The organism is Spirillospora sp. CA-128828, assembly GCF_050945415.1.
Classification (GTDB): domain Bacteria; phylum Actinomycetota; class Actinomycetes; order Streptosporangiales; family Streptosporangiaceae; genus Spirillospora.
On record NZ_CP191986.1, the window covers coordinates 8,918,045 to 8,940,441 of the forward strand.

General features: G+C 71.4%; 16 protein-coding genes. 5 read left to right on the forward strand and 11 right to left on the reverse strand.

Annotation, left to right across the window (positions count from 1 at the left end; all coding sequences use genetic code 11):
* Positions 1-75 precede the first annotated feature (75 nt).
* Positions 76-1,776, forward strand: coding sequence for a serine/threonine-protein kinase (locus ACQPXG_RS42835; RefSeq protein ID WP_433464862.1), 1,701 nt, complete (start codon positions 76-78; stop codon positions 1,774-1,776).
* Between the two features lie 3 nt (positions 1,777-1,779).
* Here ACQPXG_RS42835 and ACQPXG_RS42840 read toward each other — a convergent pair whose 3' ends face one another.
* The 8 genes from ACQPXG_RS42840 to ACQPXG_RS42875 all read right to left on the reverse strand — a co-directional run bounded on the left by ACQPXG_RS42840 (position 1,780) and on the right by ACQPXG_RS42875 (position 10,260).
* Positions 1,780-2,424, reverse strand: coding sequence for a bifunctional DNA primase/polymerase (locus ACQPXG_RS42840; RefSeq protein ID WP_433464863.1), 645 nt, complete (start codon positions 2,422-2,424; stop codon positions 1,780-1,782).
* A gap of 135 nt (positions 2,425-2,559) precedes the next feature.
* The gene (gene hemB / locus ACQPXG_RS42845) at positions 2,560-3,543 is read right to left on the reverse strand and encodes a porphobilinogen synthase (RefSeq protein WP_433464864.1); all 984 of its coding nucleotides are present in this window, start codon (positions 3,541-3,543) and stop codon (positions 2,560-2,562) included.
* Positions 3,544-3,559: 16 nt separating this feature from the next.
* Positions 3,560-5,122 carry a uroporphyrinogen-III synthase gene (locus ACQPXG_RS42850; RefSeq protein ID WP_433470153.1) on the reverse strand — a complete coding sequence of 521 codons (1,563 nt, stop codon included), beginning with the start codon at positions 5,120-5,122 and terminating at the stop codon, positions 3,560-3,562.
* Positions 5,123-5,229: 107 nt separating this feature from the next.
* Positions 5,230-6,099: a hydroxymethylbilane synthase gene (hemC, locus tag ACQPXG_RS42855; protein WP_433470154.1), complete on the reverse strand. Its 870-nt coding sequence runs from the start codon at positions 6,097-6,099 to the stop codon at positions 5,230-5,232.
* A 47-nt stretch (positions 6,100-6,146) separates the two neighbouring features.
* Positions 6,147-7,697: a glutamyl-tRNA reductase gene (locus tag ACQPXG_RS42860; RefSeq protein WP_433464865.1), complete on the reverse strand. Its 1,551-nt coding sequence runs from the start codon at positions 7,695-7,697 to the stop codon at positions 6,147-6,149.
* A gap of 31 nt (positions 7,698-7,728) precedes the next feature.
* Positions 7,729-8,469 (reverse strand): redox-sensing transcriptional repressor Rex, encoded by a 741-nt coding sequence (locus ACQPXG_RS42865; protein ID WP_433464866.1) that lies wholly within the window; start codon positions 8,467-8,469, stop codon positions 7,729-7,731.
* A 275-nt stretch (positions 8,470-8,744) separates the two neighbouring features.
* Positions 8,745-8,996 (reverse strand): glutaredoxin family protein, encoded by a 252-nt coding sequence (locus ACQPXG_RS42870; RefSeq protein ID WP_433464867.1) that lies wholly within the window; start codon positions 8,994-8,996, stop codon positions 8,745-8,747.
* 1 nt (position 8,997) lies between these two features.
* The gene (locus tag ACQPXG_RS42875; protein WP_433464868.1) at positions 8,998-10,260 is read right to left on the reverse strand and encodes a putative quinol monooxygenase; all 1,263 of its coding nucleotides are present in this window, start codon (positions 10,258-10,260) and stop codon (positions 8,998-9,000) included.
* A 256-nt stretch (positions 10,261-10,516) separates the two neighbouring features.
* Here ACQPXG_RS42875 and ACQPXG_RS42880 point away from each other — a divergent pair, with 256 nt between their 5' ends.
* The 3 genes from ACQPXG_RS42880 to ACQPXG_RS42890 all read left to right on the forward strand — a co-directional run bounded on the left by ACQPXG_RS42880 (position 10,517) and on the right by ACQPXG_RS42890 (position 15,642).
* Positions 10,517-11,170, forward strand: a complete 654-nt coding sequence (locus ACQPXG_RS42880) for a sigma-70 family RNA polymerase sigma factor (protein WP_433464869.1) — start codon at positions 10,517-10,519, stop codon at positions 11,168-11,170.
* 372 nt (positions 11,171-11,542) lie between these two features.
* Complete coding sequence (locus ACQPXG_RS42885; RefSeq protein WP_433464870.1) at positions 11,543-12,427, forward strand: HAD family hydrolase; 885 nt, start codon at positions 11,543-11,545, stop codon at positions 12,425-12,427.
* 68 nt (positions 12,428-12,495) lie between these two features.
* On the forward strand, positions 12,496-15,642 hold the full coding sequence (locus tag ACQPXG_RS42890) for an ATP-binding protein (RefSeq protein WP_433464871.1): 3,147 nt from the start codon (positions 12,496-12,498) through the stop codon (positions 15,640-15,642).
* Between the two features lie 771 nt (positions 15,643-16,413).
* Here the strand turns inward: ACQPXG_RS42890 and ACQPXG_RS42895 are convergent.
* Positions 16,414-17,199: an ABC transporter permease gene (locus ACQPXG_RS42895; protein WP_433464872.1), complete on the reverse strand. Its 786-nt coding sequence runs from the start codon at positions 17,197-17,199 to the stop codon at positions 16,414-16,416.
* A complete protein-coding gene (locus tag ACQPXG_RS42900) occupies positions 17,196-18,197 on the reverse strand; it encodes an ATP-binding cassette domain-containing protein (RefSeq protein WP_433464873.1) in 1,002 nt (333 codons plus the stop codon). Before ACQPXG_RS42900 ends, ACQPXG_RS42895 begins: the two co-directional genes overlap by 4 nt.
* Positions 18,198-18,900: 703 nt before the next feature.
* Here ACQPXG_RS42900 and ACQPXG_RS42905 point away from each other — a divergent pair.
* Entirely contained in the window at positions 18,901-20,262 is a 1,362-nt protein-coding gene (locus tag ACQPXG_RS42905) for a DUF222 domain-containing protein (protein ID WP_433464874.1), read from the forward strand.
* Positions 20,263-21,304: 1,042 nt separating this feature from the next.
* Here ACQPXG_RS42905 and ACQPXG_RS42910 read toward each other — a convergent pair.
* Positions 21,305-21,871, reverse strand: coding sequence for an RBBP9/YdeN family alpha/beta hydrolase (locus ACQPXG_RS42910; protein WP_433464875.1), 567 nt, complete (start codon positions 21,869-21,871; stop codon positions 21,305-21,307).
* Positions 21,872-22,397 lie beyond the last annotated feature (526 nt).

The window sequence follows — 22,397 nt, forward strand, 5'->3', positions numbered from 1 at the left end:
TCAGTTGCAGTTCGGCGACTTGCCTTGACCTCACGGCGTACGGGCCGATATTCCACCAAGTACGACATCGGAGGGATGGCTTTCACCGTGGTTGACGGCTGGACGGTCCCGGGCTTCACCCACGAGCGGGAGCTGGGGGGCGGCGCCTCGGGCCGGGTGGTGCTGGCGGTCGACGACCTCACCAGCACACGGGTTGCGATCAAGTACCTCGACGGCGCGATCGGCGCCGACGAGGCGTTTCTGGCGCGGTTCCGGGCGACCGCCCGGAACCTGTCGCAGCTCGAGGACCCGAACGTGGTCGACTTCTACGACTTCGTGGAGACCGCGGACGGCGCGGCGATCGTGATGCAGAGCATCGAGGGCGTCAGCCTGCGCAGGGTCCTCGCCGCGCAGGGCCCGACAGGACCGCTCGCGGCCCTGTCGGTGCTGGGCGGAACGCTCCTCGGGCTCGCGGCGGCGCACGAACACGACATCGTGCACGGCTCGATGCGCCCGGCGAACATCCTCATGGACGGCGACGGCAACGCCCGGCTCGCCGACTTCGCGACGGCGCCCGCGGGCACCGAGGCGCAGCACGGCCCGCAGTACGCGGCGCCCGAGCTGTGGGACGGCGCGCCCGCCACCGTCGCCACCGACCTGTACGCCGCCACCGCGGTCTTCTACGAGTGCCTCACCGGCCATCCCCCGTACACGGGCCGGAACATGGCCCGGCAGCACCGCGAGGCGCCCATCCCGGCCGACGAGGTGCCCGGGCCGCTGCGCGCGCTGATCCACCAGGGCCTTGCGAAGGACCCGGCACACCGCCCGAAGTCGGCCGCCGACTACCTGGCCGCCCTGGAGGAGGCCGCCGTCTCCGCCTACGGGCCGTCCTGGGAGGCGCAGGGCCGCGGCCGCCTCACCGAGCTCGCCGCGCAGGCCGCGCAGCAGCCGGAACCGCCGAGGCCGAAGCCGAAGTCCTCCCGCAGCAGCGGCCGCAACCCGGTCGTCACCGGCGGGCCGCGGCGCGGCCGGTCCCGGATGCGCTGGGTCTTCGCGATCATCGCCGTCCTCGTCGTCGCCGGGGCCGTGGCCGCCGCGGCGCTGGTGCTGCTGAAGAAGGACGACAAGGACCCGCCGACGCCGACCCCGGCGCAGAGCAGCACCCCGCAGCCGACGCTGCCGGCCGGCGGCGTCAACCCGGCACCGCTCATCGCGCAGATCGAGCAGGCGGTCGCCGGGGCGCCGGGCGCCGCGTTCAGCTACCGGCAGACGGGCTGCTGCGGCTTCCCCGTCACCGGCAAGGGGACGATCGGCCTGGTGGAGGGCGGTTCGCCGTCCTTCACGATGACGCTCGCCGGGACGGGCTCGGCCCGCAAACCGGTGCGGGCCGTCATTGTCCAGGACCGGCTGTACATCCGCGCCGGGAAGAAGTGGCGGTCGTCGGCGCTCGGCGGGCGCGGCTACCCGGCGGCCGGCGACCAGGTGCGCCAGGGCGGCTCCGTCGCCAACCTGACGGCGCTGCTGCGCGCGGCGACCAGGCTCACCAGGTCCGGTTCGATCTACGAGGGCGAGGCCCCGGCCGCGAAGCTGGCGCAGGCCCCCGGCGTCGGCCCGATGTACGCGCGGATGTCGCAGGAGACCGGCGCCCAGCAGATCGCGTTCGCCATCAAGCTCGACGCGGGCCACCGTCCGGTGAAGTTCTGGGTCCGCGCCGGGCCGGAGAAGGGCCGCAACCAGATGCAGCACGGCTCCTACGACAACTGGGGCCGCAAGCCCGCCGTCAAGGCGCCTCGCTAGGGCCTACGCGTCCTCGCAGGCGTCCGAGAGGAGCTCAAGGAGCCGCAGCGGGTCCGGGAGCGGGTCGCGGGACGGCGGACGCAGCCAGGCGGCCTCACGCCCGGACGGCAGGACGGACGGCGGCGCGACGACGTAACTTTCCCGGCAGTGCCACCGCATCCCCGGCGTCTCGACGACGTCCTCGGGCGAGGTGTCGAGGTGGCAGGACCACCACTCGTCCTCGTCGACGGGGGCGCCGCGCGTGGCGACGAAGAACAGGTGCCGGTCATCCCCGAACGACGCGACCGGACCGACGGGAACGTCGTCCCGGTCGATCCGGTCGAGGGCGATGGTCCCGGCCGCGGCCGGGACGTCGAACACGTCGAAGACCCGGCCGGTCGGCAGGATGATGTTGGCCTGCGGACGCTCCGACCACCACCGTTTGATCACATCGGCGTCCACGCTGGCCTGATGCGCCCAGGCCGCCGACACCGGATGCGCGCCGGGGTCCGGACAGCCGATCCGGTCGCACGAACACGCCCTGTCACCGCCCGCCGGAGGATGCGCGCCGGGATAGCAGGGCCACCCCAGATCGGCGTAGTCCCGCGCCGCCGCGGCCATCCGGTCACGCGCCGCCTTCTGCCGTCTGCTCCCCGAGACCGCCAGCATCTCCGCCCCCCATAGCACCAGGTCGCACCGTGAGTTCCTGGTTACCGATGATGCCCGCCGGACCGAACCGCGGACACGGCAACCCCCGGAAAACAACCCTAAGTGACTAGAGAGATGTGTCCTGGGACAGGTGCCTCAGTCCAGCAGGCGGGCCACCTCGGTCGCCCAGTAGGTGAGGGCGATGTCCGCGCCGGCGCGGCGGATGGACAGGAGGGACTCCATGATCGTGCGCTCGCGGTCGATCCAGCCCTTCTCGGCGGCGGCCTCGATCATCGCGTACTCGCCGCTCACCTGGTAGGCGACGACGGGGACGTCCACGGCGTCGCGGACGCGGCGGACGATGTCGAGATAGGCGCCGGCGGGCTTCACCATGACCATGTCCGCGCCCTCGTCGATGTCGAGGAAGACCTCGCGGAGCGACTCGTCGGCGTTGGCCGGATCCTGCTGGTGGGTGGAGCGGTCGCCGAACTGCGGGGCGCACTCGGCGGCCTCGCGGAACGGGCCGTAGTACGCGGAGGCGTACTTCACCGAGTACGACAGGATCGCGGTCTCGGAGTGGCCGGCGGTGTCGAGGGCCGTCCGAATCGCGCCGACCTGGCCGTCCATCATCCCGGACGGGCCGACGACGGCGGAGCCCGCCTCGGCCTGCGCCAGCGCGATGGAGGCGTAGCGCTCCAGCGTGGCGTCGTTGTCGATCTCGCCGGACGGGGTGAGGATGCCGCAGTGCCCGTGGTCGGTGTACTCGTCCAGGCACAGGTCCGTCATGATCACGGTGGTGTCGCCCAGGTCGGACGACAGGTCGCGCAGCGCGAGCTGGACGATGCCGTCCGGGTCGTCGGCGGCGGAGCCGGTCCCGTCCTTCTCGGCCGGGATGCCGAACAGTATGAGGCCGCCGACGCCGGCGTCGGCGGCCTCGTGCGCGGCCTTGCGCAGGCTGTCGCGGGTGTGCTGGTACACGCCCGGCATGGACCCGACCGGCTGCGGCTCGGAGATGCCCTCCTTGACGAACATGGGCAGCACCAGCTCGGCCGGGCGGAGCCGGGTCTCGGCGACCATCCGGCGCAGGGCGGGCGTACGGCGCAGCCGCCGCGGGCGGGCGACGGGGAACTGAGCAGACATGATCCCTCTGTGTGAGCTACTTCCGGCGCCGGGCCCCCCGGCGCATCTGGCTTGGCTTGCGGAGCGGGTCCCCCGCCTCGATCTGGGCCGCCCTCCGCCTGGCACCGTACTCCGCGAGCGCCTCCGCGAGGGCGGACACCGACGGTTTCTCGGCCATGACGTCGACGCGCAGGCCGTACTCCTCGGCCGTCTTCGCCGTCTGCGGGCCGATCACGGCGATCACCGTCACGTTGTGCGGCTTGCCGGCGATCCCGATCAGGTTCTTCACCGTGGACGACGAGGTGAACAGCACGGCGTCGAACCCGCCGCCCTTGATCGCCTCGCGGATGGGCGCGGGCGGCGGCGCGGCCCGCACCGTCCGGTAGGCGGTCACGTCCTCGCACTCCCAGCCGAGCTCGGTCAGCCTGGCGATGAGCACGTCGGTGGCGATGTCGGCGCGCGGCAGCAGCACCCGGTTGATCGGGTCGAGGTCCTCGTCGTAGGGCGGCCACTCGCGGGCGAGGCCCTCGCCGGACTGCTCCCCGGACGGGACGAGGTCGGGCTGGATCCCGAACGCGACCAGCGCGGCGGCGGTCTGCTCACCGACGGCGGCGACCTTCAGGCCGGCGAACGCGCGGGCGTCGAGGCCGTAGTCGACGAACTTCTCCCGGATGGCCTTCACCGCGTTGGTGGAGGTGAACACCACCCACTCGTACCGCCCGGTGACCAGGCCCTTCACGGCGCGGTCCATCTGCTGCGGGGTGCGCGGCGGCTCGACGGAGATCGTCGGTACCTCGTCCGGGACGGCCCCGTACCCGCGCAGCTGGTCCGACAGCGACGCGGCCTGCTCCTTCGTCCGCGGCACCAGGACCCGCCAGCCGAACAGCGGCTTCGTCTCGAACCAGGACAGCTTGTCGCGCCAGTTCACCACGTCGCCGACGATGATCAGGGCGGGCGTCTCCATGCCCTTGGTGGCGGAGGCGAGCCGGCCCAGCGTGGAGACGACGGTCTCCTGGTCGGTGGTGGTGCCGAGGCTGGTCATCGCGGCCGGGGTGGAGTCGGGACGTCCCGCCGCCACCAGGCCCTTGGCGACCTCGGCGACCGCGCCCTCGACGCCGAGGATCACGAGGGTGACGTCCGGCTCGGTGAACCGTTCCCAGTCGACGCCGCCCTCGGAGGCGTCGATGACGCGGACCTCGCGGTGCGAGGCGTCCGTCAGCGGGATGCCGGCGTAGCCCGGCACGGCCGTCACCGACGACACGCCCGGGACCACCTCGAACGGGACGCCGGCCTTGTGCAGCGCGCCGCCCTCGTCGGCCAGCCCGCAGGCCAGCCCGGGGTCGCCGCGCTTCAGTCGGACGACGCGGCGGCCCTGCCGGGCGGCCCGCACGGCGAGCTTGACCGGGTCGCCCTCGGACACGTCGACGATCTCCGTGTCGGGGCGGCAGTGCGCCAGGATCTCGTCCGGGCAGTGCACCCGGCTCACGATCACCGTGTCGGCGCGCCCCAGTTCGGTCGCGGCGCGCAGGGTCAGCAGCCCGGGATCACCCGGGCCGATGCCGACGATCACGACGATCCCGGTTCCGGCGGGCGCCTGCACGGGCGGCGGCTCTTTCCTCGTGGTGGACGTCGCGACGGACTTCGACGCGGCGGACTTCGCGGCGGCGGACTTCGTGCTCTCGGCGGGCGTGCTCTTCGCGGCGGGGCTCAATCGCGCTCCCCCATCAACTGGTCGGCCCCCTGCGCGAGCAGCCGGTCCGCGAGGTCGCGTCCGATCTGCTCAGCGGCGTCCGGGTGGCCGCTTGCGGACAGCCGCACCTGCCGGCTTCCGTCGTACGCCGCGACGGTCGCCGTAAGATGCAGCCTTTCATCTACTTCGGCAGCGTATGTTCCCACAGGCGCGGAGCAACCCGCCTCCAGCACGTTCAGCACCGTCCGCTCGGCGACGACGGCGCGCCTGGTGGCGGGGTCGTCGACCGCTTCGAGCAGGGCGCGGAGGTCGGCCCGGTCGGCGCGGCATTCGAGGGCGAGCGCGCCCTGCCCGGGGGCGGGCAGCATCTGGTCCGGGTCGAAGACCTCGCCGACCGCGTCCAGCCGGCCGATCCGCGCCAGGCCGGCGTTCGCCAGCACCACGGCGTCCAGCTCGCCGTCGGTGACCTTGCGGAGCCGGGTGTCGGCGTTGCCGCGGATCGGGACGATCTCCAAGTCGGCGCGGAGCGCGCGCAGCTGCGCGACCCGGCGCGGCGACCCGGTGCCGATGCGCGCGCCGCGCGGCAGGTCGGCGAGCTTCGACGGGCCGCACAAGGCGTCGCGGGGGTCGTCGCGAAGCGGCGTCGCCGCGAGGACGATCCCGGGCGTCTCGGACGTCGGCAGGTCCTTCAGCGAGTGCACCGCGAAGTCCACCTCGCCGGACAGCACCTTGTCGCGGAGCGCGTTGACGAAAACGCCCGTGCCGCCGATCTGGGCGAGCAGGGCCTTGGAGACATCACCCTGCGTCGTTACCCCGACCAGTTCGACGGCATGCCCCGTCAGCCGCGACAACGCGTCCGCGACGCCCTGCGACTGGGTCGTCGCCATCAGGCTCTTGCGGGTCCCCAGCCGGAGCGGGCCCCTGCTCCCCGTACTCACTTCTCGTCTCCTTCGCGCGCCGGAACCGCGTCGCGGGCACTGACCGCCCGGACGCTCGCGGCTTGCGCGTTCACCGTCTCGACATTCACGCCGTCCGACACCGCGACGTCCGCATCCGGGACATCCGACACCGTGACATCCGACACAGGGACATCCGACACCGGGACGTCCCCCGGCGCGGAGGCCGGGCTGACGCAGTCGGCGTCGTCACACCCCGCGTCCACGTCCCGCGTGTCGGTTTCACCCATGTTCGCGCGGGCGACCGCCTCGGGGGCCTTCGGATCCAGGTCGAACAGCTCGCGGAGCGCGTCGGCGTACGAGTCGCCGCCCGGCGCCGCCGCCAGCTCCTTCACCCGGACGGTCGGCGCGTGCAGCAGCTTGTCCACCACGCGCCGGACCGTCTGCTCGATCTCCCGGCGAGCCTTGCCGTCCATCTCGGGCACCCGCCCGGTCAGCCGGGTCAGCTCGGCCTCCACCACCTCGGCCGCCTTGCTGCGCAGCGCGACCACGGTCGGGGCGACCGCGGCGGCGCGGGCGGCACTGAGGAACGCCTCGACCTCCTCGCGCACGATCCGCCGGACGGCCTCGACCGCCTCCGGGCCGATCGCGTGCGCGGCCTCCTGCGCGGTCCGCAGGTCGTCCAGCCCGGCCAGCCCGACGCCCGGCAGGTCGCGGACGGCCCGCTCCACGTCGTGCGGCAGCGCCAGGTCGAGGAAGAAGCGGGGCCGGCCGTCGGAGCCGACGCCGCGCGCCGCCAGCCGCGCGGCGGTGATCACCAGGCCGGCGGCGCCGGTGCACGACACCACCAGGTCGGCCTCGGCGACGGCCGCGTCCAGGACGGACAGCTCGATCGCGCGGGACGGGACGTCCAGCGACTCGGCGAGACGCACCGCCTTCTCGTGGGTGCGGTTGGCCACCACCACCTCGCGCGCTCCGGCCCGGCTCAGCGTGGCCGCGGCCAGCGAGCTCATCGAACCGGCGCCGACCACCAGCGCGCGCACGTCCTCCAGCGGCCCGAGATGCCGGACGGCGACGTCCAGCCCCACGCTGACCAGCGACGCGCCGGCCTTGTCGATCCCGGTCTCGTGGTGGGCGCGCTTGCCCACCCGGAGCGACTGCTGAAGGACGTCATGCAGATCGCGGCCGAGCGTGCCCTCGTCCTGCGCGAGCCGGAACGCCTGCCGGATCTGCCCGAGGATCTGCCCCTCGCCGACGACCATCGACTCCAGCCCGCACGCCACCGCGAACACGTGCTGGACGGCCCGCTCCTCGTAGTGGACGTAGAGGTGCCGGGACAGGTCGTCCATCGGGACGCCGGAGTGCAGGGCCAGCAGGTCGGAGACGGCCGAGACGCCGCCGTGGAACTTGTCGACGACCGCGTAGATCTCGACCCGGTTGCACGTCGAGACGATCGCGGCCTCGACGACGTTCGCGGACTCGTGCACCGCGTGCAGCAGCTTGACCAGGTCGTCCCCGGCGACCGCCGCCCGCTCCAGCACCGCCACCGGCGCGCTCCGGTGGCTGAGCCCCACGACCAGAATGCTCATCTGCCGTCTCCCGCGTCTCTGCCTGCTCCGCTCATGCTTCCACCGTCTCTACGTAATGAGCGGTGCCCGGCGGCGCGTCACCGGCGGCCAGCGGCGCGAAGCCGTCCGGCCCGCCGGCCTTGCGCTGCTCGTGGAACGCGAGGATCTGCAGTTCGATGGACAGGTCGACCTTGCGGACGTCGACCCCGTCGGGAACCGAGAGCACCACGGGAGCGAAGTTCAGGACGCTCGTCACGCCGGCGGCCACCACGCGGTCGCACACCCCCTGGGCGGCGCCCGCCGGGGTGGCGATCACGGCGATGGACACACCGTGCCCGGCGATCATGTCCTCAAGCCTGTCGATGTGCTCCACCGTCATGCCGGAGATCTCCTGTCCGACGATGGACTCGTCCGCGTCGAGCAGGCCGGCGACGCGGAAGCCGCGGGACGCGAAACCGCCGTAGCCGGCCAGGGCACGGCCAAGGTTACCGACACCGATGATCGCGACGACCCAGTCCTGGGTGAGGCCGAGCTCGCGGGAGATCTGGTAGACGAGGTACTCGACCTCATAACCCACCCCGCGCGTCCCGTAGGAGCCCAGGTGGGACAGGTCCTTGCGCAGCTTGGCCGAGTTGACGCCGGCCGCCGCGGCCAGTTCCTCGGACGAGACGGTCGCGACGTCGCGCTCCTGCAGCCCGGTGAGGGCGCGCAGATAGACCGGCAGCCGCGCCACGGTGGCTTCGGGGATGCCGCGGCCCGCGCGATCGCGGTGGCGGTTCTGTCGAGGTGTCACGGCCTGCTCTTAGGGCTCGACGCTGGGGACGGGGCACGGATGTCCCCTGACCCTCGGCGTGCGCGACCAGGTGGCGGCCGCACGGCCGCGGCCTGACCGCCCCAGGGCTGTCCACCAGGTTAAGCCTTTGTGAATACGCGCACAAAGTCACCCCCCGGTCCCGCGGGCCGCGGCCGCCCCGGACGACGCCGCGAAAAGCCCGTCCATCAGGGACTTCCCAGCTTACGGGCCGGGCGCCGAGCGGAGAGCGGGTGTGACCGACCAGACATACCGGGCTAGCGCAGCTTCGCGATCGCCGCGCGGAGGCGGTCCTCGTCGACGCGCCAGAAGTCATGCTGGACGCCGTTGATCAGCGTGACCGGGATCTGCTCCCAGTACTGCTCGGTGTCCTCCTCGGACCGGGTGATGTCCCGCTCCTCCCACGGCACGTCCAGGTCGCGGGCGACGCGCTCGATCACCGCGCGGGCGTCCTCGCACAGGTGGCAGCCGGGCTTCCCGAGCAGCGTGATCATGATGTTCGCCGCCATGTCACCTCCCGGGGAACTCCGGCGCGGGAAGCGGCATCTTGGCCGGGCCGAGCTTCAGCTCGATGACGTTCGTGGCGAGCACATGGGTGCGCGACTCCGCCAGAAACCGCTGCAGATGCGGCTGGCGGCGGTGCGCGGCGAACGCCGCCTCGTCCCGGAACAGCTGGTAGAAGATCCGCTGCGTGGGGGCGCCGACCACGTCGTGGGAGGCGAAGACCAGCGTGTCCGGCTCGGCGGCCAGCGCCGCCTTCACCAGGTCGGTGGCGAGCCGGTCGAAGGCGTCCTCGCGCCCGTCCAGCAGCGTGTAGACGGTGATCTGCCCGCACGCATTCGCCAGTTCACCGCCGGGCGCGCCCGGCCTGGCCCTGCCGAGCGCCGCCTGCTCCAGCACGTTCCCGATTCCGTCGATCGCCGTCGGCCCGGCCGGATTGTCGGGGTAAGCGGGCGGGGCGGGCTGCGGAGGCTGTTCCGGGATGCTGGTGTTCACGGGGTAGCGCAACTCCTCGGCGACCGGTTCGGGAAAGCGCAGCTCGCCGCGCCTGGAATCCGGCGGCGGCGTCGGCGCCGGGACGGGCTCCGCCTTGGCGGCGGACGGGTAGCCCTGCTCCTCGTAGCCGGTCACGGGCTCGTCCTCGTACTCGTCGTAGCCGTCGCCCTCCTCGTACACCGGGATCGTGCGCACCGAGCCGTACCAGACGAGGCCGGCGGCGGCGCCGAGCGCGATCGCCGCGAGGGGCGCGGGCAGGAACCCGCGGGTACCGCTGACCACGAGGACGCCCGCGAGCGCGACCAGCGCGACCGGGATGAGCAGCTCCGCCGCCTCCTGGTCGCGCTTGCTGGCCAGCCACGCGGTCACGCCGGTGCATCCCGCCAGCGCGATCACCGCGACGACGTGCGCGCCGTCGATCAGCAGCAGCGGCAGCGCGTCGTAGGTGGCGCTCGGCTTCGGCAGGCTCTTGGACAGCGAGCCCTTGAGCGGGTCCAGGATCAGGATGACGATCGCGACGACCGTGTAGGAGATCGCGAACAGCCAGCCGGCGAACCGCACCTGCACGTACCGCGCGATCAGCTCGATCATGCCGAGAGCGAGCCAGACCGGCCCGATCAGCGCGGCGCCGAGTTCCATGACGCGGAACAGCGGGCCGTTGAACCCCATCATGAGGCCGAGGCCCATGCACAGCAGCGCGAGCGTCAGCCCGACCTGGGTCAACGACCACGCGATGAGGTACAGCAGCCGTTCCTTGTAGGCACGCTGAACCAGCAACCCTGTGGCGGCTAAGGCGCCAAGGGTCGCCAGGAGCGCGAGAAGAGCAACCATCGCGCTCAATGGTGCCCGATGCGGGGGGCTGACGGGTAACCGCTCCCCGGGAACGTACCGGTGCGCGCGCCTCTCCTCGGCGGGCCGGGCCGTGCGGGGCTCGTGATACGCGGTGGATGAAAAGCACTCATTGCTCTCATACCTTTCGGTCTCTAGAGTGGCAGATCACGCCGGAGGTCGCGTACGCCCCGAGGAGAACTGCATGAGCAGCTTGACCCTCGACGCCGGGCTCGTCCCGCTTCCTCGGCATTCCCGTGGGACCCTCGTGCGTCCCGTGCAGCGCGCGCCGGAGCGGGCGGCAGACCGCGCCGAGGTGCTCAAGGCGCTGGTGCTGCGGGCGCGGGAAGGCGACGCCGAAGCGTTCGGCTCCCTCTACGACCACTACGTCGAACTCGTCTACCGGTACGTGTACTACCGGGTCGGGACGCACTCGCTCACCGAGGATCTGACCAGCGAGACGTTCCTGCGCGCCCTCCGCCGCATCTGCGACTTCCACTGGCAGGGCAAGGACTTCGGGGCCTGGCTGGTCACGATCGCCCGGAACCTGGTCGCCGACCACTTCAAGTCCGGCCGCTACCGGCTGGAGGTCTGCACCGCCGAGCTGGTCGAGCCCGACCGTCCGCAGGAGGGGCCGGAGCGGGCCGTCCTGGACGCGATGACCAACCGGACGCTGCTGCTCGCCGTCCAGCGGCTCGGCTCCGAGCAGCAGGAGTGCGTCGTGCTGCGGTTCCTGCACGGGCTGACGGTCGCCGAGACCGCGCTGGTCATGGACAAGAAGCCGGGCGCGATCAAGGCGCTGCAGTACCGCGCCGTGCGGTCACTCGGCCGTATGCTCCCGGACGACCTGCGGGGCTGACCCTCCGCACCGCGCGGCCCGCCCGCACGGTTGACGTCGCCCACGTGAAGCGCATTGGATTGTTTAACAATTAACTTCCGGGCCGTAACCCGGCCCAGTGTCCGATCGTTTGTGCGGGCAAGAGCGCGTTCGCGCCTGGAGTCCGCAAAGGAGCGGCCAGTGAGAACCGGGCAGTGAAGACAAAGCGAGGAAAGATCAGCGAGCGGGGGAACGCGCTGGCCCGGCTGCGGGCGAGCGAGACGGGACCGGACCCGCGGTTCCGGGCCGTGCTGCGCGAGCGGCTCGTGGCGGCCGCGAGCGGCCGGAGTGAGGACTGTCGCAATCGCGGCCGGAGAGACGGCGGCGGGGAGGCGGTTGACTAGGCTTCGCCTCATGCGGCGATTCTGGCAGCGCGAATTCTGGGGACGCGGCAGGGACGAGGACCACAAGAGCGCCGGGGAGGCCGCAGCGGCGGCCGCCGAACTCGGCCCGCTCCCGGCGCCCGACCCCGCCGCCGCGGCCTTCTTCGACGTCGACAACACGATGATGCGCGGCGCGTCCATCTACTACTTCGCGCGCGGTCTCGCCGCCCGCAAGCTGTTCACCATGCGCGACCTCGCGATGTTCGCGTGGGGGCAGGCCGCGTTCCGGCTGCGCGGCACCGAGAACTCCGAGCACATCGGCAGCGCCAAGGAGGCCGCGCTCGCGTTCGTCGCCGGGCAGCGGGTCAACAAGATCGTCAAGCTCAGCGAGGAGATCTACGACGAGGTGATGGCCGACCGCATCTGGCACGGCACCCGCACCCTCGCCCTCCAGCACCTCGACGCCGGGCAGCAGGTGTGGCTCGTCACCGCCACGCCGGTCGAGGTCGCCCGGACGATCGCGCACCGGCTCGGGCTCACCGGCGCGCTCGGCACCGTCGCCGAGACCCGCGAGGGCGTCTACACCGGGCGGCTCGTCGGGAACCTGCTGCACGGGCCGGCGAAGGCGGAGGCCGTCCGGGCGCTGGCGCAGCGCGAGGGGCTCGACCTGGCGCGCTGCTCGGCCTACAGCGACTCGATCAACGACCTGCCGATGCTGACCGCGGTCGGGAACCCGCACGCGGTGAACCCGGACGCGGAGCTGCGCGCGCACGCCAGGGACCACGGCTGGCCCATCCACGACTTCCGCACCGGACGCAAGGTCACGATGGTCGCGCTGCCCGCCGCCGCGGGCGCGGGCGCGATCGCGGGCGGCGTCGCGGCCGGCATCGCGCTCCGCCGCCACTACCGGGCCTGATCGTCGGCTCGGGAGCACGACCCCACACGGCCCACCGGCGCGCTCCGCGCACGCTCTAACCTGTCCCCGTGACCGTCGAGCTGACGTTGCTGTCACGGGTCGCCTGCCGTGGGCGGGACGTCACGAGCCCGCGCCTGCGCGGCCTGCTCGCGCTCCTCGCGGGTGAGCCGCGGGCGGGCGTGCCCGTCGTGCGCCTGGTCGAGGGGCTGTGGCCGGACGGCCGTCCGGAGAACCCCGCCAAGGCGCTCCAGGTCGTGGTCTCCCGGGCCAGATCGCAGCTGGGCGCGGACGTCATCGCGAGCACTCCGGCCGGATACCGGCTGGGCCTGGACGAGTCCGCGGTGGACGCCTCGGCCGTGGTCCTCGCCGCGTCCGCGAGCGCCCGGTCCTCTCGTGAAGGCGACCACGCGGGCGCCCTCGTCCACGCCGAGGAGGGGCTCGCGCTGTGGGACGGCCCGCCGGAACCCGATGATGCGGACGACCCGGTGTCAGTCCTGCGCGCGGAGCGGGTCTCCACGTACTGGACGCTGATGCGCGCCCGTGCGCTGGCCCTGGCCCGGCTCGGACGGCACGCGGAAGGGTTCGACGCGCTCACCGCCGTGGCCCGCGAACATCCACGGGACGAGGAGGTGCTCGCCGAGCTGCTGCGTTGCGAGGCGTCGACGGCGGGACCGTCGGCCGCGCTGACGCGGTACGAGTCCTACCGGCGCGCGCTGCGGGACGAGCTCGGCACCGATCCCGGCGGCGTCCTCCAGCACGTCCAGCAGGAGCTGCTCCAGGACGAGGCGCCCCCCTTCCGGCGCGGCGTCGCGCACGAGCCGAACCCGCTGCTCGGCCGCGCCGGTGATCTCGCCGCCGTGCTGAACCTGCTGCGCACGTCCCGCATCACCTCGATCGTCGGGCCGGGCGGGCTGGGCAAGACCCGGCTGGCCAACACGGTCGCGCGGGAGGCCCCGCAGCGGGCCGTGCACCTCGTCGCGCTCGCCGGCGTCGCGCAGGACGAGGACGTGGCGGGCGAGGTCGCGTCCGTGCTCGGCGTCGGCGAGTCCCCGCGGACGCACGGACGCCGCGGCGGCCCCGGCGACCTGGTCTCCGGGATCGCGGATGTGCTCGGGACCGGGCCCGTCCTGCTCGTCCTCGACAACTGCGAACACGTCGTCGAAGGCGCCGCCGCGCTGGCCGGCGCCCTCGTCTCGATGACCCGGGACCTCCAGGTGCTCACGACGAGCCGCGCACCGCTCGGCCTGTCGTCGGAGTCGGTGTATCCGCTGCCCGCGCTGGACCCGCCGACCGCCGTCGAGCTCTTCCACCAGCGGGCGCAGGCGGCGCGTCCCGGCGTCGACCTGCCGTCCGGGCCGGTGGAGGAACTGTGCCGTCATCTCGACGGCCTGCCGCTCGCGATCGAGCTGGCCGCGGCCCGCGTCCGGGTCATGTCGGTGCCGGAGATCGCCCGCGGCCTGGACGACCGGTTCACGCTGCTGCGCGGGAACGCGCGCGACGCGCCGTCCCGGCACCGGACCATGCGGGCCGTCGTCGACTGGAGCTGGAACCTGCTCACCCCGTCCGGCCGGGCGGCCATGCGGTCGCTGTCGGTGTTCTCCGCCGGGTTCACCGCGGAGGCGGCGCGACATCTCGTGGTCGGCGACGACGTACTGGAGGTCGTGGAGGACCTCGTCGGCCAGTCGCTCCTCGAAGTGGTCGAGGGCGGCCGGACGACACGGTTCCGGATGCTGGAGAGCGTCCGCGAGTTCAGCGCGTCCCACCGGGAGGCGGAAGACGAAACCGAGCGCGCGGTCGACGGGCTCCTCAACTGGGCACGGGAGTTCGGCGCGGCGCACCAGGAGCCGCTGTTCGGCGCGGATCCGTTCGTCCACGTGGAACTCGTCCGGGTCGAGCAGGAAAACCTCCTCCAGGCGCTCCGCCACGGGCTCATCCGGCAGGACGGCCCGGCCGTCGCGGCGGTCGCCGCCGTCCTCGGCGGTCTGTGGATGCTCGAATCCGCCTACAGCCGGATGATCGTCCTGACGGAGGAGACCGCCGGGTTGCTGAGCCGCATCCGGCCGGGGCCCGCTGACGTCGAGATCACCCGGGCGGCCCTGGCGCTGGGCACGATGACCACGCTCCTGTTCAAGGGGGCGCGGGCGACGCGGACACTCGTCGCGCTGCGCCGCCTGCCGCCCGCGCCGCCGACAAGCCTGGTCCGGGCCATGGCGACGGTCGTGGCCGCCGTGCCGGAGATCCTCGGGCCGGACTCACGCGTCCTCGCCGGGATGTGCGCGAGCGACGAGCCGTCCCTCGCGACCATCGCGAACTGCGTCCGCGGCTACATCCGCGAGCGGAACGGCGACGTGGACGGCGCATTCGCGGCCACCGAGGCGATGGTGGCGACGACCGAGGCGTCGGGGATCCCCTGGCTGCGGCTGGTCACGCACTCCCGCCTCAGCGAGCTGCTCATGCAACTCGACAAGGGCGAGCGGGCCCTGCATCACCTGCGAGTGGCGTTCGACCTGCTCGAACAGTACAGATGGCCCGACGTGTTCGGGTTGCTGTGGGCGCTCGCGTCCGTCCACCAGTCACTCGGGGAGGTCGACGAGGCGGAAGAATGGCTCGACAAGTCCCTCGTACAGGGACCGGACGAGTCGTTCGGCACGGCCTCGTTCAATCTCGGTGCGCGCGCGGAGATCGCGTTCGGACGCGGCGACGTCGACACCGGCCTGCGGCTGTGGCGGCAGGCGGTGGAGCGGCTCGCGAACGACGAGAACCCGATGTCGGCGCCCGGCCTCGACCCGTGGACCCTCGAAGCCCACTGCGTCACCGTGGTCGCCCACGCCCGGCACGGCCGCGTCGATCTCGTCGAGGACATCGTCGCGGGGCTGCCCGCCAAGCTGTCGGCCCTGCTCGCCGAGCCGGAGATCCCGATGCCGTCCTTCTTCATGGATCTTCCCCTCAGCGGCGGGCTGCTGCTCGCGCTGGCGATGGTCGACCTCGCCCGTCCCGGCGCGTCCCCGGACGTCCGGCGACGGGCGGCACGGACGATCGCACTGGCGGAACGGATGCACCACGTCCGGGCGTTCCAGCCGACCATGTCGTCCGCGCTCGTCCGCCGCGCGGCCGAGAACGCCGACGGACCGGCGTATGCCGACGCGGTATCGGCCTACGCCGGCCTGAGCCGTACAGAACTACGGGAAGCCGCGAGAAAACTGGCACCCACTTAGCACCGCCCGCCGGCCAACGGCGCTCAGCCAGCGGGCCTGGTCAGCGGGGCCTGGCTAATGCCCCCTCGCCAGCGGCCCTCGATCAACCGGGCCCGGCCGGCGACGCCGGCCAGCAGCCCCGGTCAACCGACGGTCAGCGGGAACTGGTCAGCAGCGTCCGGCCAGCAGGCCCCCCATATCGCTCGCCCAACAGCGCCCCAACCAATGAACCTGATCAGCGAGGCCCGGCCAGGAGGCCTTGATCAGCGGGACCTGACCAGCGGCCCCTGATCAGCCGGGCCCGGCCGGCGGCGTCGGCCAGCAGCACCGGTCAGCCGGTCTGGTCAGCGGCGTCCGGCCGGCAGGCCCGCTCAACAGCGCCCCAGCCAACGAGCCTGATCAGCGAGGCCCTGCCCAAGCACCGCCCGCTCCGCCCGGCGTCCGCCACCGCGTGCTCCACCCGCGGCCACAGCCAAGGAGGCCTGGATTAGCGGGCCTGGCCGGTGGCCCCTGATCAGCCGAGCCTGATCAACGGCACCCGCTGAGCGGGCATCCCGACCAGCAGCGCCCCGCCAGCAAGCCCGGCCACCGGCCCCCACCCAACGACACCGGCCCAACCACCCTGGTAAGCAACACCCGCTCGCTGACCCCGACCAGCCGCGCCCGATCAACCGGCGCCCGCCCAACGGCGTCCCGACCAGCGGCGCCCGCCCACGGGTCCGGGCAACGGCGTCCGGCCAACCGACCTGGTTAGCGGAGCCTGGTCAGTGGCTCCTGACCATCGGCCCTTGGTCAGCGGGGCGCCTTTCGGTTGAAGAGGACCTTCGAGCACGTGTAGCCGACGATGGCCAGTCCCACGCACCACGCCACCGAGAGGGCGGCGTCGTGTCCGTTCGGCGAGCCCGTCAGCAGTCCCCGGATCGTCTCGATGATCGGGGTGAACGGCTGGTACTCGGCGAACCACCGCACCCCGGTCGGCATCGACTCCGGCGGGACGATCGTGCTGCCGATGAACGGCAGGAACTGGATGATCAGCGGCGTGTTGCTGGCGCCCTCCGGGTTCTTCGCCAGCAGCCCGAGCGTCACGGCCAACCAGGTCAGCGCGAACGTGAGCAGCAGCATCAGGCCGATTGCGGCGAGCCAGTCGAGGACGCTCCCGTGCGTCCGGAAGCCCATCGCGACCGCGACGCCGATGACCGCGGCGGTGCTGATCATCGTCTGGATCATGCTGCCGACGACGTGCCCGGTCAGCAGCGACGACCGCGAGATCGCCATCGTCCGGAAGCGGTCGACGATGCCCTCGGTCATGTCCATGCAGATGGCGACGGACGTCGACATGCACCCGGACGCGATGGCCATCAGGATGATCCCTGGCGTCACGTAGCCGATGTAGTCGCCCTTGGCCGTCCCGCCGACGCCGTCGCCGAGCGCATTGCCGAAGACGCCGACGAACAGCAGCAGGATCAGGATAGGCGTCATCATCCCGCCGATCGTCAGGGACGGGTAGCGGAGGGCGTGCCGCAGGTTGCGGCGCAGCATCGTCGCGGAGTCCGTCGCCGCGAGCGTGAGCGTGGTCATCGGGAGGTCACCTTCTCGTTCTCGGTGTGGCCGGTGAGGGTCTTGGTCTGGCCGGCGGGTGCCTTGCTCTGGCCGGTGAGGGCGAGGAAGACGTCGTCCAGGTCGGGGGTGTGCACGGAGAACTCGTCGACCTCGATGGACGCGTCCTCCAGGCGGCCGAGCAGCGCCCGCAGCGAGCGGACGCCGCCGTCGCTGGGCACCTGCAGCGCGAGCGCTTCGTCGTCTCGGGTCACCACGCCGAGCGTGCGCGCCGCCACGTCCAGCGCGGCCAGGTCGGCGAACCGGAGCCGGACGTGCCCGCCCGGAACCAGCCGCTTCAACTCGTCCGCAGTGCCCTCGGCGACCAGCCGGCCGCCGTCCAGCACGGCGATCTTGTCGGCGAGATGGTCCGCCTCCTCCAGGTACTGCGTCGTCAGGAAGATCGTCACGCCTCCCTTGACCAGCTCGCGGATGATCTCCCACATGGTCCGCCGGCTCCGCGGGTCGAGCCCGGTCGTCGGCTCGTCCAGGAAGATGATCTGCGGGTCGCCGATGAGCGTCATCGCGATGTCGAGCCGCCGCCGCATCCCGCCCGAGTAGGTGGCGGCCGTCTTGTTCGCCGCCTCCACCAAGTCGAACCGCTCCAGCAGGACGTCGGCGGCCCGGCGTCCGCCGGTCTTGCCGAGCCGGTGCAGGTCCGCCATCAGGATCAGGTTCTCCCGGCCGGTGAGCAGCCCGTCGACCGCCGAGTACTGCCCGGTCACACCGATCGCCCTGCGCACCCCGTCGGGGTCCTTCGCCAGATCGCGCCCCGCGACGCGCACGTCGCCGGCGTCCGCGCGGATCAGCGTGGACAGGATCCGCACCGCCGTCGTCTTCCCCGCCCCGTTCGGCCCGAGCAGCGAGAAGGTCGTCCCGCGCGGCACATCCAGATCGATTCCGTCGAGGACGACCTTGTCCCCGAACGCCTTCCGCAGACCGGTCGCATGGATGGCCGTCTGCCTTGCTTCTGTGCTCATGTGATGAAGCGTGCGCGCCCCCGCCTTCAACCCGCTTTCACCCAGGTTTCAGGTCGTGCCCGGGAGTGAAACCGCCGTCCCTCCTATGGGCAGGATCCGCGATGACCCGGTTCGACATGCACCCTGATTTCGATGCGCGATCCTCGCCATTCCAGGTCCAAGCACTCCCGCGTTCGCACGAGCCGGTTCGTCCACTCTGCGTCATTTTGGCGACGCGGTTGCCTGCTTCGTTTTCTACATCGTTCCTGTGGCTCGTTTCCTGCGTGTGGTTCGTGTGCTGTGTTCCGTGTCGTATTTCCTATGTTCGTGGTTCTTCGGCGAGCGGTGGGGGCGGCGCTGCGTACGGGGCCGCCCCTCCAAAGTCAAGGGCGCCTTCGGCGTCGCTTCGCGATGGGACTTCGTCCCACCCTTGACTTTGGAGCCTCTGCGGCCCCTGAGTGCAGCTTTCGTCGGGCAGGCTCCGCCTGCCCTCTGCCCGACGCGCCGCCCCCACCGCTCTCCACGAGCCGAAGACGGACAATCCAGAGGGTCTTAAAATGCGCGGAGCGGCGCCGTACACCGAACATGAAGGGTGATGGGGTTCGCGAAGTGCCGGGGGCGCTATGGTGCGGAAACTTCGTCAAACTCCGACATAGCCAGAGGGTGACAATATTCCAGCCAGAAACATAAAGCTCAAGCGTCATGGATCACATATTATGGAATCATGCAAACGGTCGCGGTCGAGCTTGATGCGGCGTCCACCATGGAATTGGTGAACGCCGCGTCCGCGATCGCGGCCGAACTTGCACGCCGCGCCGCTCCCGAATCAGCGGCGGCGTGCCTGGAACTTGCCGAGACCCTGGCCGCCGCCACCGACATGCACGAAGCCGCCCTCGCCGGATTCATCGGTGTGGTCGACACCGGACGCGAGGTTCAGCGGTGGGGATTCCCGTCCACCCAGTCGTGGCTGCGTAATCGGCTCGGCATGCGCGACAGCCGGGCCAAGGAACGCCTCGCCCTGGCCCGCCAGCGGCACCGCCTCACCGAGGTGACCGATCGGTGGGCCGCAGGCGAGCTGTCGTTCGGATACGCCGCGACCATCGCGGGCGCGGTCGCCCGGCTGGACGACCAGGACTGCCAGGCCGCCGAAGAAATCCTGCTCGGGATGGTCGATCAGGGCTTCTCCGCGGGGAAGGTCGCCACCTTCGGCCGCCGCATCCGGGATGTGATCGCCGAACGCGACGGCATCGAAGCGGCCCCCCAGGATGCGAAGCGCGGGTACGAGCGGTCCTGGGTCGACTCGGCCCGCTCCCTGGACGGCGGCCGCTACATCAAAGGCTGGTTGAACGCCGAGGACGCCGCGATCTGGGACGGCACGCTCGGCCCGCTCGCCAAACCCGCCGGAACCGACGACCAGCGCGACCTGTCCGAACGCACGGCGGCGGCCCTCACCTGCGTCCTGTCGGGCGGGCACCGGGCCACCAAGGTCACCGTCATCTGCGACCTGGACACCCTCACCGGCGGCCAAACCCCCGCGCGCCTCACCGACGGCACCCCCATCCCCGCCGCCCAAGCCCGCCGCATCGCCCTCAACGCAGGAGTCTCACCCCTCCTGCTCGGCAAGGGAAACATCCCGCTCTACCTCGGCCATCGGGAAAGGTTCGCCACCCCCGCCCAACGCCGCGTCCTGGAAACCCTCTACCCGACCTGCGCCGTCCAAGGCTGCGAAGTCCCCGGGACACTGTGCGAAATCGACCACGTGAACGGATGGGCCCTCGGCTCACCCACCGACATCGACAAACTCGCCCTGTGCTGCGGCTGGCACAACCGCTACAAACACACCAACCCGGGCCGACTCCAGATCACCAAGAACAGCGACCGCGCCTCCTACACCTACCGGCTTCTCACACCCGGCGGCGCTTCTCGCACCCACGCGTCACAGCTTCCCGGCCGCGACAGTCCAGACCACAGGATCGTGGAACCCAAAACGATCATCGCACCTCACCCAGGTGACATCTCCACCCGGCAAGCGCCATACCCCATGGGCACCCCGCCAAGGTCAGCCACCCGCCCCGGCGCCCCCTGACAAACACCGCCGTTCCGCCGCAGCGCGCAATCGCCCATGGGTTCGGGGCCACTGACGCACGACCACACGCCTACGGGTACTAGCGCCCGACACACCACCCGCAGGCTCCTCGCCCGTGCGATGAGCTCGCCCTCCACAGCGCCTAGGACGACCTCGACTTCAGCACCGCAGACCCGGTCTAGGTGTACTGCCCAGTCAGGTTGGTTGAGGTTGTGTCCCCACGCTAAAGCTGCCCTGACCCCTCGTGGTCGTCTTCGGCCGGCGCGGCGGATCGTCGAGGACGGCTGGCCGATCGCCCGGGTGGCCGAACACTATGGGGGTGTCCTGGCGCAACTGCCGAACGCTGGGCCGAGCGGTACCGCCGTCTGCGTGCAGCCGGCATGGTCGACCGGTCCTCGCAGCCACATCACAGCCCGTCCCGCACCCCACGACCTGTGGTCCGCAAGATCGTGCACCTTCGTTGGAAACAGCGGCTGGGACCCAGATCGCCGGACGCCTGGACATGCTGGCCTCCGTCGTGCATGCCGTGCTGACCAGATGCCGTCTCAACCGCCTCTCGCACCTCGACCGCGCCACCGGCGAACCGATCCGGCCTACGACACGACCCCGGTGCGATGCTGCGCGTGGACGTCAAGAAAACTGGAAAACATCCAGCGACGGCAGCGGCTGGCGGCATGTCGGCCGGGTCCAGAGCGAACGTAACCGTGAGGCCACCACCACGCCGCACCGGCGCCCGCAACACCCCGACGGCTCCCGCCGCTACGTGCCGAGGGTCGGCACCGCGTTCGTGCACACCGTCTCGACTTTCCCGTTGCGGCGGGGTGTGTCGGGTGGATCTGGTGGTGTGTGACGGTGAACCACGATTCCCGCCCGGCGGAGGAACACGACCGCTGTCGCTGCCTTAGAGGTCGCGGCGGGTGCGGATTCGGGTGCTGAAGACCGATCACGCAAGCCGAGGCCGCCATGGCGGCTATATCGGTCTCCACGAGATGTCGTCGTCCCTCAACGGACAGTGGGCGTTACCGCACAATTCGCTTCCCCATTACGGCGCGATCGCTTCAAGAACTTCGCTTAGCGATGTGACGCCGTCGGAAGCGAGGAAGTGACCGGCTCCGGGGACCACCTCTGTTGAGACCCCGAGCAGGCCGGCGAGACGGTCGGTGTGACCCGGGGGAACGTACGGGTCTGCGTCCGACCGGATGATCGTGAGTCGACCGATGTTGTTGATGAGCTCCTTCACGTCGCAGCCGTCGCCGATGTAGGAGTTCAGTTCCGGGAGCGCGGGCAGTTGGTCAACGAATCCGGAGACCAGCACGAGGGTGCCAAGGTGCCAAGGGTCCGGAAGTGTTCGCAAGTAGCGCAGCACCGTCAGACAGCCCAGGCTGTGCGCGACGACGATCGAGTTCTCGTCAGGGGTCCCCAAGTCGGTGCGTACGGCTTCCGTCCACAGTGCGGGATCTGGGGCTTGTGGGGTCGGAAGAGCCGGGATCGTGGCCGGGATGCCAGCCGCGTTGAGTTGTTCGCCCAGCCAGGCAAACCAGTGATCTTCGGGGGTTGCACCATAGCCGTGGATGATCGAGGCACGCCGCCGGGTTGTTCCTGGTGTCATGCTGCAGGACGGTAGGGGTTCACATCAGCGTGAAGGTCAAGCCGGTGAGGAGGAAGACCGGGGTGAGCCTTGGTCAGGCGGCTCATTTAGCGGGCTCAGATCCGTCGGCTGAGGCGTGTCACCAACGTCATGGCCGGCAACAAGTAGCGGACGGCCGAGCCGCTGGTGCCGCTGTCCTTCCTCTCCTTGCGGACCCGTGTCGTCGCCGGCGGCATGAGCCTGAGCCTGCTGTTCTGACGGCCGGTGCGGTTGCGGGCGCCTGCGAGGAGAACGTCGGCCTCTGGTCGGCCGTGCTCACCTCCGTTCAACAGGTCGGTGGTGCGGTGGGCTGGCGGTACTGGTCACCCCTGGCCATGCGACGCCACGGCAGGCTTCTCGCTGGCACTCATCGCTGTGGCCCTCCTCGCGCTGGGCGCCGTCCTTGTCGCCACCCTGCTCCGAAGCCGTTCACCGTCCGCACCAGAAACCGGACGAAACTCCAGCAGAGGACGGGTGACCGGTTGCTTGTCGGTTTCGGGTTTCAGGA

What these genes read in the sequence shown, in the direction of transcription:
- ACQPXG_RS42835 (WP_433464862.1), top strand. Translation starts at nt 76, where the DNA reads ATGGCTTTCACCGTGGTTGACGGCTGGACGGTCCCGGGCTTCACCCAC.
- ACQPXG_RS42840 (WP_433464863.1), bottom strand. Translation starts at nt 2,424, where the DNA reads ATGCTGGCGGTCTCGGGGAGCAGACGGCAGAAGGCGGCGCGTGACCGG.
- hemB (WP_433464864.1), bottom strand. Translation starts at nt 3,543, where the DNA reads ATGTCTGCTCAGTTCCCCGTCGCCCGCCCGCGGCGGCTGCGCCGTACG.
- hemC (WP_433470154.1), bottom strand. Translation starts at nt 6,099, where the DNA reads ATGGCGACGACCCAGTCGCAGGGCGTCGCGGACGCGTTGTCGCGGCTG.
- ACQPXG_RS42860 (WP_433464865.1), bottom strand. Translation starts at nt 7,697, where the DNA reads ATGAGCATTCTGGTCGTGGGGCTCAGCCACCGGAGCGCGCCGGTGGCG.
- ACQPXG_RS42870 (WP_433464867.1), bottom strand. Translation starts at nt 8,996, where the DNA reads ATGGCGGCGAACATCATGATCACGCTGCTCGGGAAGCCCGGCTGCCAC.
- ACQPXG_RS42880 (WP_433464869.1), top strand. Translation starts at nt 10,517, where the DNA reads ATGAGCAGCTTGACCCTCGACGCCGGGCTCGTCCCGCTTCCTCGGCAT.
- ACQPXG_RS42885 (WP_433464870.1), top strand. Translation starts at nt 11,543, where the DNA reads ATGCGGCGATTCTGGCAGCGCGAATTCTGGGGACGCGGCAGGGACGAG.
- ACQPXG_RS42895 (WP_433464872.1), bottom strand. Translation starts at nt 17,199, where the DNA reads ATGACCACGCTCACGCTCGCGGCGACGGACTCCGCGACGATGCTGCGC.
- ACQPXG_RS42900 (WP_433464873.1), bottom strand. Translation starts at nt 18,197, where the DNA reads ATGAGCACAGAAGCAAGGCAGACGGCCATCCATGCGACCGGTCTGCGG.
- ACQPXG_RS42905 (WP_433464874.1), top strand. Translation starts at nt 18,901, where the DNA reads ATGCAAACGGTCGCGGTCGAGCTTGATGCGGCGTCCACCATGGAATTG.
- ACQPXG_RS42910 (WP_433464875.1), bottom strand. Translation starts at nt 21,871, where the DNA reads ATGACACCAGGAACAACCCGGCGGCGTGCCTCGATCATCCACGGCTAT.